This is a genomic window from Brachyspira suanatina (genome assembly GCF_001049755.1).
Taxonomy (GTDB): domain Bacteria; phylum Spirochaetota; class Brachyspiria; order Brachyspirales; family Brachyspiraceae; genus Brachyspira; species Brachyspira suanatina.
Genome location: NZ_CVLB01000001.1, coordinates 26401 through 44268 on the forward strand (window position 1 = coordinate 26401; position 17868 = coordinate 44268).

The window sequence follows — 17868 nt, forward strand, 5'->3', positions numbered from 1 at the left end:
TATTGTATCAGCAAGTATAAAATTAGTCACAAACCACACTAATTTTTTTATATATAAAAATATATTATACAAAATACTAATTTTAAAAAGTTTCCTTGTCATAACCAATAACTATTTCAGAGCCTTTTCCGCATTTTGTAATAGTTAAAGGAGAAACATCAAGTTCTCTGGCTAAAATTTCTATTATTTTAGGAGAGCAAAATCCTCCCTGGCATCTTCCAAGCCCAGCTCTTATCCTTCTTTTTACTCCGTCAAGAGATTTAGCTCCTATTGGTCTTTGTATAGCTTCTATTATTTCACCTTCTGTAACCTTTTCACATCTGCAAATTATATGGCCGTATAAAGGATTTTCTTTTATAAGATCATTTTTCTCTTCATTAGAAAGGGCATAGAAATGAGTAATTCCTTTTCTTGTTTCTATAAAGTTTTCTTTTTTCTCAAAATTTCCTTTTTTACTTACAATATCAGCAACCATTAATCCTATAGCAGGAGAAGAAACAAGTCCGGGAGATTCTATACCGGCACAATCAAAGAATCCTTCGCAGTCTTCAAGTTCTTTTATAATAAATTCATGATTATCTTCATGAGGGCGAAGTCCGCAGAATGAAGTAATAACTTTATTATAAGGTATGTTTTTTACTGTCATTTTAGATTTTTCTATAATCTGAGCAAGTCCGTCAGCAGTGGTATTCAATCCCTCTTTATCTTCTATATCAATGGCAGTAGGGCCAAGCATTATATTACCATGAGCTGTAGGAGTAACTAAAATACCTTTTCCTAATTTTGTAGGAAGAGCAAATATTGTTGAAGTTACTAGATTATCAACTTCCTTATCAAGTAAAATATAATCCCCCCTTCTAGGAGTTATATGTATTTTGTTGGCACTCATCATATTATGGAATTTATCTGCATAAACTCCAGCAGCATTTACAATATATTTTGCCTTTATAATTCCATTATTGGTTTCTGCCTCAAAAGTTCCGTCATCAAGTTTTTTAATATTAATTACTTCAGTATTAAATTTAAATTCTGCTCCATTAGCATAAGCATTTTCAGCATAAGCAATATTTAATATAAATGGATCAACTATACCGCCGGTAGGGGCATACAAGGCTGCACATACATTATCATTTAAATTAGGCTCTCTTTTATGAACCTCTTCTCTGTTTAATATTTGAAGTCCTTCAACTCCGTTTTTTATTCCTCTCTCATATATGGCCTGTAAATTAGGCATATCTTCCTCATTAGTGCATACCACCAAAGAACCATTCTGTTTGAAAGGCACATCAAGGTCTTCTGCTATTTTTTGCATCATCTTATTTCCTAAAACATTCAATTTAGCCATAAGAGAACCATTAGCAGCATCAAAACCGGCATGCACTATACCGCTATTGGATTTGGAAGTTCCGGAACAAACATCTTCGTTTCTTTCAACAACGCATATATTAGCTTTATATCTTGATAATTCTCTAGCTGAGGAAGTACCTGAAACTCCAGCACCTATAATCAATATATCATACATAATATATATTTCCTTTGAATTTTTATACAATTTATTTCAAAAATAAGAATATATATGCATATTAATATCTTATAAAAATAAAATATTAATATGCATAAATTTAATGACAAATTATAAAGCCCAGCCTCTTGATCTTTCAACGGCTTTTTTCCAACCCATATATTTTTTATTTCTTTCTTCTTCAGAAAGTGAAGGAGTAAACTCTCTCTCTAATTTCCATCTGTTAGTGATTTCATCTTTATCCTTCCAGAATCCTACAGCAAGCCCAGCTAAATAAGCAGCTCCCAAAGCAGTAGTTTCAGTGATTTGAGGACGAAGAACTTTTGTATTAATAATATCAGATTGAAACTGCATTAAGAAATTATCTCTGCATGCTCCGCCGTCAACTTTTAATGAAGAAAGCTTAACTCCGCTGTCTGCTACCATAGCATCGATAACATCTTTACTTTGATAAGCAATAGCCTCTTCAGCAGCCCTTATTATATGACTTCTATTAACTCCTCTAGTAATACCTACTAAACAGCCTCTAGCATACATATCCCAATAAGGAGCGCCAAGACCAACGAATGCCGGTACTAAATAAACTCCATTAGTATCTTTTACCTTTGTAGCAAAATATTCTGTATCTTTGGCATCATGAAGAAGTCTTAATTCATCTCTTACCCATTGTATAACGGCACCGGCTATAAATACAGAGCCTTCCAAAGCATATTCAATTTTTCCATTATATCCTATACCTATAGTAGTGATTAGTCCGTTCTTACTTAAAATAAAGTTTTCACCTATATTCATAAGTATGAAGCTTCCAGTACCATAAGTATTTTTAGTATCTCCCTTATTGAATCCAGCCTGTCCGAATAATGCTGATTGCTGGTCTCCTGCTATTCCTGATATAGGTACTTCTTTTCCATTAATATTAGCATATCCGTAAATACAAGAAGAATCTTTTACTTCAGGAAGCATATTCATAGGTATATCTAATTCTTTTAAAATGGTTTCATCCCATTTAAGTTCTTTAATATTATAAATCATAGTTCTTGATGCATTAGTATAATCAGTAACATGCACTTTTCCGCCTGTAAGTTTCCATACAAGCCAAGTATCTATTGTACCGAATAATAGTTCGCCTTTATTAGCCTTTTCTCTGGCACCTGGTACATTATCAAGTATCCATTTTATTTTAGTGCCTGAGAAATAAGCATCAACTACTAAACCTGTATTTTCTCTTATATATGTATCAAGACCTTTTTTCTTTAATTCATCGCAGATAGGAGCTGTTCTTCGGCATTGCCAAACTATAGCATTATAAATAGGTTCTCCTGTATTCTTATCCCATACTACAGTAGTTTCTCTTTGGTTAGTAATACCAATAGCAGCTATTTCTTCCGGTTTTACTCCGGCAATCTGTATAGCTTCCTGCAAAACCCCAAATTGAGTAGCCCAAATCTCAGCTGCATTATGTTCAACCCAGCCTTCATGGGGATAAATTTGAGTAAACTCTTTTTGAGCAACTGATACCATATTTTGATCATAATCAAATACTATGGCTCTGCTGCTTGTTGTACCCTGATCTATTGCCACTACATATTTAGCCATAATTAAAACTCCTTTATTAAATTTATTTTTTAATAATTCTATTAAAATTATTTTTTAGCGAATATTCTTCCTACTGTAATATCATATATAATAGCTCCTAATACGCCTCCAACTATAGGGCCTACTACAGGTACTATCCATACATTGCTGCCATCTGTAAGGCCGTTATTTTTGAATCCTGCAGCAACAGCAAAAAGTCTAGGTCCTAAATATCTTGCTGGGTTTACAGCATAACCATGCATAAATCCAAATGATGTACCTATAGCAACTATTATAAGACCAACTATTATAGGTCCTAAATTAGCGCCTGCAGGTGTATTGTTGGCATCGCCTGTAGCTAATATTAAAAATACTAAAAGAAATGTACCTACTACTTGGTCTATAAATCCGTATAAGAATCCTGGAACTGCTGGGAATGTAGCAAATACTCCTGCTGTATTCTCGAAATTAGGATCAACTTCTATCCATTTTCCATAATAAACAGCAAATACTATAGCCGCACCAATAAAGAAGCCTATCATTTGAGCTAATATATAATACCAAACTTTAGACCATGAAAACCTTCCTGTTGTAGCTAGAGCAAGTGTAACGGCAGGATTTAAATGGGCACCGCTGATTTTACCTGAAGCATATATACCGAAAGTAACAGCAAGCCCCCAAGCTATATGTATATTGATAGGAGCACCATTATTTCCTATATTAACAGATGCAACTACTCCGCATCCGAATAATGCTATAAACATAGATCCCATTATTTCTGCTAAAAATTCCGATCTTTTATTATACATATCGAACCTCCATAATAATAGTTTTTAATATATGTGTTTTATCATTTCTTATTAATTAACTCCGCCAACTCTATATTGTTCGCATACAGGACATCTTTTTGGAGGAGTAGCTTCACTATGCACATAACCGCATTTGCCACATTGCCATTTATCTATGCTTTCAACATTTCCTCCTAAATATTTTTCAAACATTTTTTTATGTTCTTCTTCTATTTTAGCTACATGCTCAAAAAGTATTGCTATATCATTAAAACCTTCCTCTTTGGCAATTTTGGCAAAGTTTAAATACATTTCTGTAGCTTCATAATTTTCGCCTGTAATAGCATCTTTTAAATTTTCATCTTTTGAAAAAATTCCATGATATCTTTCAAACCATAATTTTCCATGTTCCTGCTCATTTCTTGAAGCCTTTTCAAAAGCTAATGCCAAATTTTCCATTCCATCCTCTCTAGCTTTCTCAGCATAGTACATATATTTGCACCTAGCTATAGCCTCTCCAATAAATGCTGCTTTTAAATTCTCATTTGTTTTTGAATTTTTTAGATCCATGTATTCTCCTTATAATTTTCTTTTCCTATTAATTAGTATAGATATTTTACTATTTAAAATATATAAAAACATAAAAAAAGAAATTTTTATATTTTATGTATCGGTTATTTAATATTTTAAAATGATAAAGTATCAATATCGTAAAAAATAAAACTTTATATAATTTATTATATATTATCGTTTTTATTATTTATTTTATAAAGGCAAACAATAGAAAGAAAAGCTAAAACAGAAAGTACAGCTCCACCAAAACCTACCCATCTTATACCGAAATTATCGAATATGCTGCTTCCTACAAATGATCCTAAAGCTATACCGAAATTGAATGAAAAAGAATTGTTTGATGAAGCCAAAGTAATGCATGAAGGATACTCTCTTTCCGTAAAATCTAAAATATTTAACTGTACAGGGGAGTTCATTAAGTACATTAAGAAACCTATGATTAATATGACAATAGAAGAACTTACAGCATTAAGAAGTGCAAAAGGTAAAATTATCATACATAGAAACTGCATCATAAATACATATCTTAGTCTATATACTCCATTATTTTCTGCCAATTTTCCGGAAAGCAGATTACTGAAAAGAACTGTTACTCCAAACACTAGTAATGCGGCACTTATATATTTATTAGGTATATGAATATAATCAAGGAAAATAGGCTTTAAATAGGTATAAAGTACATAGGAAGATGCGGCACCGAAAAGTATTGTAAAAGTACTTAATATGAATCTGGTATCTTTGAATAAGATGAATTGTCCTAATAATTTTACTTTATGAGTAGGAGTATTTTTAGGAAGTGTAGCAAACATCAAAATTGTCATAACAGCACTGAATACGGATATAAATATAAAAGAAGCACGCCATCCGAAATAATAACTTATGCTTGTACCTATAGGTACTCCAAATATTGAAGCTATGCTGAAACCAGAATATATCCAAGCTACAACCATAGGTCTTTTATCTTTTGTTGATATATATGGACTAAACGATATTGATACAGATATTAATGCCCCTGAAATTATAGCTATAAACATTCTAACAATAAGAAGGAAAGTATAATTTGAAGCTAATGAACATAAGAAATTACCTGCTATAAATAATATGCTTGCAAATATTATAAAATGAAATCTATTGAATTTTCCGGCAATAGCTGCTGAAAAAGGAGTGCATACTGAATAGGCTAGGGCAAACATAGATACAAGTCCGCCTGCTTTAACTTCTGTAATATTAAATCCTTCAGCTATTTCTGTTAAAACTCCTATAACTATAAACTCACTTGTACCTAAAGCAAAACTAAGAAGCACTAAAGAAATTATAGCTAATAATTTATTTTCTGAAGTGCTGCTTGAAATAACATTTTCATCATTGTTATTAGACATAAATAAACTCTCAAAAATAATTGCATTAGTTCTATACCTTTTTTGAAAAAAATTCAATTATAATATATAATTTATTCAGCAAATTTTTAACAAAAAATAGGTTATATTGTTATGAAAAAATCAAACAATAATAATTCATTAAAATTTTTGGAATTAGCAAAAGAAAAACAAGAACTTGGAGAATATAAAGAGGCATTGGAATATTATAAAAAATCTATAGAAGAAGATCCAGATAATTTAGAATCTTATTTCGGACTCAATTTAATTAATTCTTATATTGAAATGGAAAAAGAATTAAAAAATGATGATAATGATTGCAAAACAAATAAGCATATAGAACTTTTTAATGTATTTAATGAGTTTTTAGATAAAAAATGAAAATCATAAATATTTTTTTAATTCTTTATAAATCTCTGAAGCAAATACACTATGTCCATTCTCATTTAAATGAACTCCGTCAAAGAATATATCATAATAATTATTTTCTTTTAAAATCTTATTTACGAATATATTATAAACATCTATGCTTTTTATATTATTTTTAGCAGTATAATCATTTATAAAATTTACATACTCTTTTAAAATACTTTCAAATTCTTCTATATTATTAGATTCAAAAAAACTGAAAGCCTCTTTTACAAAAGCAATAGGGGTAAAAACAATTATATCAATATTATTTTCTAAAGACTTATTTATTATATTTATAAAATTATTTTCTATTTTTTCTAAAGGTTTACATGTAAATATATCATTAACCCCGCCCATTAAAATGACAGTGTCAGCATTTTCTCTTACACAATCCATATCAAAACGTACAAGCATGCCTGAAATCATGTCTCCATTAATACCTTTATTTATAAATTTAATATCTTTATTTTCTTCAGCAAATTTATCATTTAAAATTTTAGTCCAAACTTTATTCCTTCCAACCATATATCCATAAGTGGTGCTGTCGCCTAAACAAACTATGTTCATAAATTATTCCTTAACTTAATATTATTATTAATTATACACAATAAAAATATTTAAATAAATCCATTTTTAATATATTATTATTCAATACAATATTAATCAATAAAAAATTACTTGGGGGCAAAATGTATGTTTAATAGTTTGAAAGATACATTCACATTAAATAATGGTTATAAAATTCCATGTATAGGATTTGGTACCTGGCAGACTCCTGATGGTGAGACTGCTGTAAACTCTGTAATAGAAGCTATAAAGTCAGGGTACAAACATATTGATACTGCTGCTGTATATGGTAATGAAAAGAGCATAGGAAAGGCTATTAAAGAAAGCGGCATAAATAGAGATGAACTTTTTGTAACAAGTAAGGTTTGGAATAAAGACAGAGGATATAAAACAACATTAGCTGCTTTTGAAAAAACTCTTAATGATTTACAGCTTGATTATTTAGACTTATATCTTATACATTGGCCTGCATCAGTAAATAAATTTAATGATTGGGATAATATAAATTTAGAAACTTGGAAAGCTATGACTGAGCTTTATAAGACAGGTAAAATAAAATCAATAGGAGTATCAAATTTCATGCCTCATCATTTGAAATCATTGATGGAAACAGAAGTTAAGCCTATGGTTGATCAAATAGAATTTCATCCTGGTTTTATGCAGGAAGAAACATTAAAATATTGTAATGATAATAATATATTGGTAGAGGCATGGAGTCCTTTAGGTACAGGCAAGATGATTAATAATGAAACATTAAAAAGTATTGCTTCTAAATATAATAAATCTGCAGCTCAGCTTTGTATAAGATGGTGCTTACAAAATAATACTTTACCTTTACCTAAGTCAGTAACAGCTTCACGTATAAAGGAAAATACTGAAATTTTCGATTTTGTTATAAGTGACGAAGATATGAAAACAATTAATGCTATGGAATATTTCGGAGGTTCAGGACATCATCCGGATAAAGTGAATTTCTAATAAAAAATAATTTAACCTTATTTTTACTATGTAATTTATTTATGTTGATAAAATATGTTTTAAGATATATAATAATAAAAAATATTTATTAAGGGGATTTTTTCAATGAAATTTTTTATAGATACAGCAAATGTTGATGAAATTAGAAAAGCTAATGATATGGGGGTAATTTGCGGAGTTACTACAAACCCATCTTTAATAGCTAAAGAAGGAAGAGATTTCAAAAAAACTATAGAAGAAATCACTACTATAGTTGATGGTCCTATATCAGGAGAGGTAAAAGCTACTACTGTTAAAGCAGAAGACATGATAGCTGAGGCAAGAGAAATAGCTAAAATACATAAAAATATGGTAGTGAAAATTCCTATGACAGTAGAAGGTTTAAAAGCTGTAAAAGTTTTATCTAAAGAAGGAATTAAAACTAATGTTACTTTAATATTTTCAGCAAATCAGGCACTTTTGGCAGCAAGAGCTGGTGCTACTTATGTTTCTCCATTCATAGGAAGACTTGATGACATATCATTTGACGGTCTTGAACTTATTAGAACAATATCAGAAATATTCGCTACACATGCAATAGAAGCAGAAATAATTTCAGCAAGCGTAAGACACCCTATACATGTTATGGAATGTGCATTAGCAGGTGCTGATATAGCTACAGTACCTTATAATGTTATAGAGCAGATGACTAAACATCCATTAACAGATCAAGGTATAGAAAAATTCAAAAAAGACTATGAAGCAGTTTTTGGTAAATAATTGACTATAATTTTAATAATTGACTTTTATTTGTTGGGAAGTATTTTAATTAATGCTTCCCTTTTTATTTGTTTACCGCACGCAGAATGAATTTTTAAACTTATAATTATTTTGAATTCTAATCTAAATATTAAATAAAAATGAGTTAACCGTGCGGTGTATATATTCTAAATTTAAAAAACGCTTGGGTGGGTGCTAAAATTTCTAATTAAACTATAAAAATAATTAATATTAAAATTATAAATTTAGTAATAAAGCATAAGGGGCGGGGAATGAAAATAAGTTTTAAAAAATTATTCTCACTTCCCACCCTTTAGGCTTTTAATTATAACTGTTATTTTTGTATAATCTTTTCTTTTAGTTTTCACTGTAATTACAGCAACCCACCCAAGATTTTTTTAAATTTGCTGCTTACATAAACGCACGCAGGATGAAGTTATAAATAATAATATATTCGTTTAAAATTTATATTTTATTATATACTTGAATTTTACTCACCGTGCGTTAAATAAATTAAAATTTTTAAATAAAGCTTGGGCGGGTGCTAAAATTTCTAATTCAGTTTTAAAGATTATTAATATTGAAATTTATAATACAGCAATATGGTATAAAGGGCAGGGATTAAATGAAATTTTTAAAATTTAATTTAGATAAAGTACTATTCTCCAAAAATTGCATTAACTAAATTTACTTTATCATCATTTTCTTCATTAATAATATCATCTGTACCAAACTGTATTAAACTAGATAAAGCATCAGGAAAATCTAAATAGCTAAATACATTTCCTTTTATATTGCTTCCTTCAAGTGAATCATCAAAATTTAATAATTGATTAAGTGCTATATATCCTCGTCCATCATTTGTCTTAAGCCATTTATCGGTATCAGATTCTTTAGGAACTTTCTGCCAGCTTTTTGGAAAATACACTTTATCATATATCAAATAACTTGCATTTACTATTCTCTCTGCCTTATTTTTATGCACATAAAACGGAGTAACTTCAAAATGTTTTTCTAATCTTTTTACTAATTCTTTTTGAGCAAAATTACTTTCGCATAATATTTTTTTTATATTTTTGTTTGATAGAAACTTTATTATGCTTTCATCTGTGGTAGAGTTAGAATCATTTCTTATAAGACCTGAATCTATTAAATAAATATCTTCTCCTATCTGCGTATATATTATAGCTGAAGTGAAACAATTATATTCTCCAAATGCCGGATCTACTACAGCTTTATGTTCTGATGAATTAATTTTTTCTTTTATATCGTTTAAGTTATTATCATAGAATTTTAATTTTGAATATAGGAAAATTTTGCCTTGTTTATTTTTTATTTTTCCAAGCCAAATATGATCATACATTTTTGGCATAAGTTTTAAAGTAGAAAGTCTTGATTTATTTAATATATCACTGAAATAATAATTGCCGTCATAATTGATAAATGTAATTAATATATTATTATCTTCATATTCATGATATGGATACTCTTTATTATTTTTATCGGTGTAGAATTTTTTTATTAATTTAAATTGCGATACAGTTTTATATATAAAGTCTGTTTCAAATCTAGGGTTAAATGCAATCCATATTTCACTTTTATTTGCTCTTATAGAAGGTTCCAATATTTCGTAGCTTCTTTGTGTGAGAGTTTGAGCTTCTTCTATAAAACATATTCTTACATTATAAATGGATTTAATTTCTTCAATAGAACATTCTCTAATACCTAAAAATATAAATTTACAATTTGTAATTTTATTAATGATTTCATTTCTTTTTATATTAAAAAACTTTTCTAATTTTAATTCTTTTATAATACTTATTAAAAGTGGGTAGGTTGAATAGCTAATTGATTTTTGTATTTCTCTTGAGCATAGTATTACACCGTTATTTTCAAAACTTTTAGCTATCAATATTCTTGCTATTGATTCGCTTTTTCCGCCTCCTCGTCCTCCGAATGATATTTTTAATCTCTTTTCAGTATTTGCCCATTTCTCAAAAGGCTTCAAAATATTAAACTTGATATTCATAATTTTTTCTCATAATTTAATTGATATTAAAAAAATAATATCTTCATATAAAAAGCAAAAATTATAAGTAATTATAAGTGAAGTTTATTTTTGAATTAATTTCACGCACGCTAAACTAAATAAAAAATATAAATAAGTTAATAATACAATTTTAATTATAAAGAATGATTTTTTATTGTTGCTAGCGATAAACTTATTATTATATATAAAAAATCTCGCTTTAAAATCTCTATCAGCTTTTAGCTGATAGACGCTCAATTTTTTATTTTTAATGTAGCTGACAACTAAAGTTATCAGCTGCTCGTTTATCGCTTCAAAAATTAATAACATAATTTATAAACTTATATTAGTAATATTAACAATAATAAAAAATAATAATTTATTAACCGTGCGTTGAATAGATTTTAAATCTAATAACAACTTGGGTGGGAAGCTATATTTTCTGTATTAAGCAGTAAGATAAATTATATTTTAAATTCAAAATAAAACAGAAAATCTATAGGGTGGGGTATGTAAATAAGGTTTTTAAAATCTAATTACAATTGCCCGCCCATTATATTTATTACTTAATTAGTTATTTTTGTTTTTATATTCTTATGATTTTTAATTAGTTAATATGGTAAATACATTGAATTTACAAATTATATTGATGAATTCAGTCTAATGATAAAAATTGCTTAAGAACATAAATACGTTGATGATATTTCAGTAAACTCTAATAAAGAAGTAATTGACTTTTTGAAAAAGTTTCTGGGGGTAAAATTAGGTAATGCTTCATTCTATACTCATAATATTAAAATAGGCATACTTACAAAATTCAATATAAAAGCATTTTCTATAGGAATTGGAGTTGGTGTTATAATACCTACGGCTTTAGAAAGTAATTGGAAAGATGAAGAGTAAAAGTATCATTTAAAGATGCTTCTACAAAATTTATGAGTCCTGTAGGTTTTTATGGTAAATTAACTTTTGATTATTCAATATTCTTCACATAAAAAATAGCTATAATATAGGATTATACACAGGAGTTGATGCCATTAATTCTATAAATACAACTATTGATAGTTTATCAGGAGTTCATAGTTAGGCACCATTATTAAGTTATGATATAGGTTTGAAATTAGGATTTAGATTCGGACCTAAAGCTTTTAATTAATTTTGATTATTGATTTTAAGTATATAAAAATCTCATGCTTTTTAAGTATGGGATTTTTTATGCATTTTATTGAAGTATTTAAAAAATTATATACTTCAAATGCATTTTTTTTATTCTTTAGTATACTTAAGCACATTCTTAAGTAAGTATTAAAAAAATTTAGAAAGGAGGTAATAATATTAATATTTTAATGCTTGCTTTGATATATTATTTTAATTAAGTAAAATGGAGAAATAAAATGAAAAAAATGATTTGTGTTATTGTGATATTGGTGTTTGCGATGATAGGCTGTTCAACTGTAGCAACTGTTGAGAGAATACCTCAAAGTTTGCAGCTTACAGGAGATGATATTGAGGTAGGTGAAGTTTTAACAGCAGAACTTCCTTATAATTCAAAAGATGATACTTTAAAAGAACAGTTAATAGCAGAGGCTTTAAAAGATACAAATTATGATTTTATTATTATGCCTAGATATGAAATAGTAAAAACAGGTTTCTCTACAAAAATGAAAATAAGAGGAAAAGGTGCTAGAGTAAAATAATATTCAAAAACTATTATAAATAAAAACCTCATGCTTTTTCAAGTATGAGGTTTTTTTATATATTTTTTATCTTATTTCAAAAACCGCTTGATAAATAAAAACATTATCAATATTTATTAGTTTAGATATACCTAAACAATTTCATTTTTTATACTTGCACTTTCGCCGCAGGTGTACTTCGTATGGTTCTTTGACTCTGTCCGCCTGCGCCCGAAGGAAGTACTTTTAGGTAGGCGTACGACGGGAAAAGAACAATATAAAAATTGACAAACTTAAAAATTTTTAGTATATATCTAAACAACTATATTTTGTCAATTTCTATATTTTATAAATGTAAATTATAATTTTTTATGATATCAAATATTATCTAATATTAGCCAAATATATTTTATCTGTAAGATAAATTATTCATTTTTGTACAATAATAAGTAATCAACCGCACGTATAGTGGGTGTTTGATAAGATGAAACAGTGACGTGCGGGAAGGTGCCGCAGCTCGCGGTTGACAAACTTAAAAAATTTCAGTATATATTATTTTAATTTCTTTATTATCTCTTTAGCGAAATACGGCAAATCATCAGGACATCTTGAAGTGATAATATTTCCGCATACCACAACTTTTTCATCTTTATAATTAGCTTTGGCATTCATTAAATCATCTCTTATGCCTATATAGCAAGTAGCGTCTTTTCCTTCTAATACTTTTGCTGATATTAAAGTTTGCTGTCCATGGCAAATAGCTCCTATAGTAAGATTATTATCAACAAAGTATTTAATTATTTTCTTTACATTCTCATTTCCTCTTATGGCTTCAGGTGCTCTTCCGCCTGGTATTATTAATGCTTTATAATTTGAAGGATCTACTTCTGAGAAATCTAATTTTGCTTCAACTTTGAAAAAATATTCACCTTTAATCTCACCTTTGTTTAAAGCTGCTATATCAACTTCGATGCCTTCTTCTACAAGTCTGAAGTATGGATAAAATAATTCTGAATCCTCAAAAAAATTATCTGTTATAATTAATGCTTTCATTTATATATTTCCTTTGTATTATAATTCTTAGTATCATATAATAATATAACATTTTTTCAATATCATATATTTTTTATTATATTTATAAATATTAAATAATAAAAGGATAAAAAATGAAAACTTTCTTAAAAACAATTTCTTTAACTTTGATGATAATAATTTTTGTATCTTGTTCTAATGATATTACAAAAATAGGAGGCGGAATAGACTCAAAATATGAAGGAAAATATTCTGGGGCAATAAATAGAAAAGATAAAAACAGCATTATAGAAGATGGGAGAGCTACATTCACAATTAATAATGATGGTTCTGTAAAAGGTTCTGTAACATATTTTGGAGGTTCTAATCCGGAAGATGTAGAATTATCTAAAGAAATGATTATTAAAAAATCTGATAATAGCTATAGTGCTGAAATAAATTTTACAGGATTAAAAAAATATACTTTTACATTCAATAATAATATGCTTGATCTTAATATAGTAAATGAAGATAGTTCTGTAACATCTGGTCAATTAATACAATCTAAATAGATTTAAAAATGTAAATTTATTTGAAAATTTTTGTAAAAAAAATTGACATCTAACCATAAATGTATTATAATGTAAATACAGTAAACAATAAATTTACAATATATTTACAAAGGATATGTTTATGAGAAAAATAATTTTTAAAGCAATACCTGCCTTGATAATATCTTCAGGTATGTTGTTTGCTCAATATTATGATCCATATAATTATCAGAATGGTTATAACTATCAAAATAATCAGAATAATTATAATGCATATCAGAATAATAATGTCCCTGCAAATAACTACTATAATAATTATTATCAGGAATTTATGAGAACTTTATCCGAGGAAGCAAATAACCCTAACAGTATTTATTATAGTCCTGGATTTTATGAACAATATAATGATTATAATGCTATGCAGGGAAATCCATATCAGGATACTATGAATGCTATGAATTGGGCTTCTCAAAATTATAATGCTCAGCCTAATTATAATAATACCGCACAAAATCAATATCAGAATAATTATTATAGTGGCTATGATAATACTTATCAAGATCCATATCAAAATAATTATTATGGCGGTTATGATAATACTGCACAAAATACATATCAAAGCGGTTATGACAATTATAATAATCAAGCATATAATAATACAGCAGGTTATGTAAATCCTTATGAAGAATTAATGAAAATGTTGGAAAGAGAATCCAAAAATCCTAATAGTCCGTACTATAGCCCTAATCAAAATGGATATAATAATAGTTATGATAATGCTGCACAAAATAATTATTATAATCCTTATGACTATAATGCTTATGATAATACTTATCAAGATCCATATCAAAATAATTATTATGGCGGTTATGACAATACTGCACAAGATCAAAATGGATATTATACTGGATACGATTATAATGCTTATACTCAAACAAATAATAATATGTCAGATAATCCTTACAAGTTAGCTGCTGAAGCCTTAATAAAGGCAGCAGAAGAATTAACTAGAAAAGCAAATGGTATGCCAGAGCAAAATAATATTCCTACTGACAATCAGAATTTAAACAATAATAATCAGACTACAGGAAATACTCAGAATGCACCATTATATGTTCAGGATTTTTATACTCCTTTCAAAGTTCCTCAAGTAGTTTTAGATACAGCTGCTACAAAATATCCTAATGTTCAGATATTAGATGTAGAAGTAAAAGAGATAGGTACTTATGAAGTTAGAATGGCAAATAATATGAGACTTTATATTGATAGAAATGGAAACTTCCTTCGAGAAATGGTAGATTATTAAACATATTTTTGTTTTTGCAAAGAGAGTCCCTACTATTTGGGGCTCTTTTTTATTTAGTTTATATAAAAATAATATAAAAAAATAATTTACTTTAAATAAAAATTTTATATACTATTTTTAAAGCACTAAATTAGGATTCGTTATGTCAGTTAAAATACCGTATGAAAAAATAATAAATGAGGATTTTATAGGAAAGGAAGTTAATCCTATTAATCAGCAGGATATTTATAAAATGGCTTTAGAATACAGCAATGAAGTTATTAAAGAGTTTGAAGATGAAAGCATTAATCTTCTTATAGTAGATCCTCAAAGAGATTTTATAGATATGGAGAAAGGTGCTTTGCCTGTGAAAGGTGCTGTTAATGATATGAAAAATATAATAAGATTCATATATGACAATATGGAAAGGCTTTCAAGCATATATGTTACTTTGGATACTCACAGATATGATTCTATATTTCATTCTATTATGTGGAATGATTTTAATGATAAGCCTGTTGCTCCGTTTACAGAAATAACTTTAGAAAAAATTTTGAATGATGAGATAATACCTGTTTATGATGAGGAGATACAAATTAATTATGTGAAGTCCTTAAAAGAAAAGAATGCTCAAAATTTGATGATATGGCCTTATCATTGTATATATGCCACAGACGGCTGGCTTATAGATAAACAGCTTGATAATATTCTTCTATTCTTTGAAGCTTCAAGAAGAGTTTATATAAACAAAATACTAAAAGGTCAAGACTCATTCAGTGAGATGTATGGTGTAATAAGACCTGAAGTACCTACAGAGTATACAAAAAACTATGATACTTCTTGGGTTTATGATATAGCCAATGCTGATAAGATATATATATGCGGAGAGGCTAAAGATTATTGTGTTTACGAGAGTGTTAAGCAGTTTTGTGAAATATACAATAACGATAAAAGTGTAACAGAAACCATTAATATAATGATGAATTGCAGCAGTGCTATAGGTGATAATAAGGTATGTGAACAAAAATATGAAGAGCTTTCCAGTAAATATGGCATAAAATTACTCAATATTTAATAGATAAAAAAATAATTTAGCTCTTGATTTTTTTATTTTATTATGTTATACTTTATAAAACTTAAAAGTAAGTTCTTTTTTATTGCGGGCGTCGTATAATGGTTATTACCTTAGACTTCCAATCTAAAGATGACGGTTCGATTCCGTTCGCCCGCTCCATTTATTTAATTTCCTATTTCACAGCAATTTTCATTAATGCACGGTAAGCAAATTTTAAAATATAACCTAATTCTTATTTCAAATTAATTTATAATATTTATACGTCGTTAAGCGTGTGGTTAGGATATAATAAATTTAAAAAAAATCCTGGGTGGTCAGCTATAATACCAGAACAAATTAATAAGAAAAATAAAATTTAAATACCATAAAAGACTATAAGCCTAAAGGGTGGGCAAGTGTAAATAAAGTTTTAAAACTTTTATTACATTCCCCACCCTTTATTCTATATAACTATATTTTAAATTTTAGTATTCATTATCTTTACAACTTATTTAGAAATTATAGCACCCGCCCAAGTGTTGAGTGGATTTAGAATTTCTTTAACGCACGGTGAGTAAAAATTATAATATGATAAAAATTTGAATCATAGATAAACTTATATCTTAAGATTTATTTAAGTTGCTGTAAGAAATATGCAAATTTAAAAAAACATTAGTTCAGTAATCGGTTTAAAATTAAAATCCCAATCACTATTTACTAGTATTGTATGTCCGTCAATATTATCAAAATAAAATGTTATGCAGTTTTTGGAATATATACTTATAGATTCTAAACTTATTAATTTTATGAATTCTTCTCTTTCCATATTATGAGGTTTAAATATACTTTCTGCAGCACACTCTTTTAATTTACTGTCAATATCTTTTTTATTAGAGAATATTTTTTTGATTATATCAACGCTTTGTTTATTAAACTCTTCATCAATATTATCAAAGAAAATTGAAATATTACTGTCAGTCCAAGTCATCTCTTTCTTAAAACTGTTTATATCCTTATTAAGCACAAAATCACCTAATTCTTCATCTTTATAATAAATAATCTCTGAATATTTTTCCAATATGATATTTAAATCATCATCTTTATAATTACTATCAACTATATCTTCAAGTAAAAAATTAATATAGAAATCATCAGGATATTTTTCTTTTCTTACCTTTAATTTTACTATGCTCTCATCTTTAAGAATTTTTAAATATTCTTCAGGTTCTTTAACTTTTTTATGAATGATAATATGAGTGTTTTCTATAATGACATTAGCGGCAATATTTTTTAAAGCTATAGCTGAAACGAATAAAGTATAATATTTGTCCCAAGGTATTTTATTATATTTGCAGCATGACATTTTTAGTACGAATGCCATGTCAAAAATTTCATCATCAAAATCTTTATTAAAATCTTTAATTTCTTTATCCATTTATATATCCTGTTAATATTGTAATATGCTAATATAAAATATCAATAATAAATTTTAAAACTTTTATTAATACCCCGCCCTTTATTCTTTATAACTAACTTTTAAATTTTAATATTTACTATCTTTATAACTTATTTAGAAATTATAGCACCCGCCCAAGTGTTAATTAAGTTTATAATTTATCTAACGCACGGTAAGTAAAATTTAATATATAATAAAATTTGAATTATATATAAATTTATATTTTAAGCTTTATTTAGCGTGCGTAAGTAAATTAA

General features: G+C 27.6%; 17 protein-coding genes and 1 tRNA gene. 9 read left to right on the forward strand and 9 right to left on the reverse strand.

The features are described 5' to 3' along the window. Nucleotides 1-82 precede the first annotated feature (82 nt). From BRSU_RS00115 to BRSU_RS00135, 5 genes are all read right to left on the reverse strand, one after another. Entirely contained in the window at nt 83-1522 is a 1440-nt protein-coding gene (locus tag BRSU_RS00115) for an NAD(P)/FAD-dependent oxidoreductase (RefSeq protein ID WP_048593234.1), read from the reverse strand. 111 nt (nt 1523-1633) lie between these two features. Next, nucleotides 1634-3118 carry a glycerol kinase GlpK gene (gene glpK, locus BRSU_RS00120; protein WP_048593235.1) on the reverse strand — a complete coding sequence of 495 codons (1485 nt, stop codon included), beginning with the start codon at nt 3116-3118 and terminating at the stop codon, nt 1634-1636. Nucleotides 3119-3165: 47 nt separating this feature from the next. Beyond that, a complete protein-coding gene (locus BRSU_RS00125; RefSeq protein ID WP_048593236.1) occupies nt 3166-3906 on the reverse strand; it encodes an MIP/aquaporin family protein in 741 nt (246 codons plus the stop codon). A 51-nt stretch (nt 3907-3957) separates the two neighbouring features. After that, on the reverse strand, nt 3958-4455 hold the full coding sequence (locus BRSU_RS00130; protein WP_048593237.1) for a rubrerythrin family protein: 498 nt from the start codon (nt 4453-4455) through the stop codon (nt 3958-3960). A gap of 167 nt (nt 4456-4622) precedes the next feature. Beyond that, on the reverse strand, nt 4623-5837 hold the full coding sequence (locus BRSU_RS00135) for an MFS transporter (protein WP_048593238.1): 1215 nt from the start codon (nt 5835-5837) through the stop codon (nt 4623-4625). Nucleotides 5838-5948: 111 nt separating this feature from the next. On the opposite strand from BRSU_RS00135, the gene BRSU_RS00140 reads away from it, so the two are divergent. Then, a complete protein-coding gene (locus BRSU_RS00140) occupies nt 5949-6215 on the forward strand; it encodes a tetratricopeptide repeat protein (RefSeq protein WP_048593239.1) in 267 nt (88 codons plus the stop codon). Between the two features lie 3 nt (nt 6216-6218). Here BRSU_RS00140 and BRSU_RS00145 read toward each other — a convergent pair whose 3' ends face one another. Beyond that, the gene (locus tag BRSU_RS00145; protein ID WP_048593240.1) at nt 6219-6812 is read right to left on the reverse strand and encodes a GDSL-type esterase/lipase family protein; all 594 of its coding nucleotides are present in this window, start codon (nt 6810-6812) and stop codon (nt 6219-6221) included. Between the two features lie 126 nt (nt 6813-6938). Between BRSU_RS00145 and BRSU_RS00150 the strand changes: the two genes are divergently transcribed. Then, entirely contained in the window at nt 6939-7790 is an 852-nt protein-coding gene (locus BRSU_RS00150) for an aldo/keto reductase (RefSeq protein ID WP_048593241.1), read from the forward strand. Between the two features lie 105 nt (nt 7791-7895). Beyond that, nucleotides 7896-8549 (forward strand): fructose-6-phosphate aldolase, encoded by a 654-nt coding sequence (gene fsa / locus BRSU_RS00155; protein WP_048593242.1) that lies wholly within the window; start codon nt 7896-7898, stop codon nt 8547-8549. Nucleotides 8550-9207: 658 nt separating this feature from the next. Here fsa and BRSU_RS00160 read toward each other — a convergent pair. Next, nucleotides 9208-10578 (reverse strand): phage terminase large subunit, encoded by a 1371-nt coding sequence (locus BRSU_RS00160; RefSeq protein ID WP_048593243.1) that lies wholly within the window; start codon nt 10576-10578, stop codon nt 9208-9210. A gap of 738 nt (nt 10579-11316) precedes the next feature. Here BRSU_RS00160 and BRSU_RS14690 point away from each other — a divergent pair. Next, nucleotides 11317-11481: a hypothetical protein gene (locus BRSU_RS14690; protein WP_245158015.1), complete on the forward strand. Its 165-nt coding sequence runs from the start codon at nt 11317-11319 to the stop codon at nt 11479-11481. A gap of 491 nt (nt 11482-11972) precedes the next feature. Next, nucleotides 11973-12275 (forward strand): hypothetical protein, encoded by a 303-nt coding sequence (locus BRSU_RS00170; protein ID WP_048593244.1) that lies wholly within the window; start codon nt 11973-11975, stop codon nt 12273-12275. Nucleotides 12276-12806: 531 nt separating this feature from the next. On the opposite strand, the gene BRSU_RS00175 is transcribed toward BRSU_RS00170, so the two are convergent. After that, nucleotides 12807-13307, reverse strand: coding sequence for a type 1 glutamine amidotransferase domain-containing protein (locus BRSU_RS00175; protein ID WP_014489114.1), 501 nt, complete (start codon nt 13305-13307; stop codon nt 12807-12809). Between the two features lie 113 nt (nt 13308-13420). On the opposite strand from BRSU_RS00175, the gene BRSU_RS00180 reads away from it, so the two are divergent. From BRSU_RS00180 to BRSU_RS00195, 4 genes are all read left to right on the forward strand, one after another. After that, entirely contained in the window at nt 13421-13837 is a 417-nt protein-coding gene (locus BRSU_RS00180; RefSeq protein WP_048593245.1) for a hypothetical protein, read from the forward strand. A gap of 121 nt (nt 13838-13958) precedes the next feature. Beyond that, nucleotides 13959-15122 carry a hypothetical protein gene (locus BRSU_RS00185; RefSeq protein ID WP_048593246.1) on the forward strand — a complete coding sequence of 388 codons (1164 nt, stop codon included), beginning with the start codon at nt 13959-13961 and terminating at the stop codon, nt 15120-15122. 142 nt (nt 15123-15264) lie between these two features. After that, complete coding sequence (locus BRSU_RS00190) at nt 15265-16176, forward strand: cysteine hydrolase family protein (protein WP_048593247.1); 912 nt, start codon at nt 15265-15267, stop codon at nt 16174-16176. 84 nt (nt 16177-16260) lie between these two features. Continuing rightward, a tRNA-Gly gene (locus tag BRSU_RS00195) sits at nt 16261-16335 on the forward strand. 481 nt (nt 16336-16816) lie between these two features. On the opposite strand, the gene BRSU_RS00200 is transcribed toward BRSU_RS00195, so the two are convergent. Then, a complete protein-coding gene (locus BRSU_RS00200) occupies nt 16817-17590 on the reverse strand; it encodes a DUF2262 domain-containing protein (protein ID WP_048593248.1) in 774 nt (257 codons plus the stop codon). Nucleotides 17591-17868 lie beyond the last annotated feature (278 nt).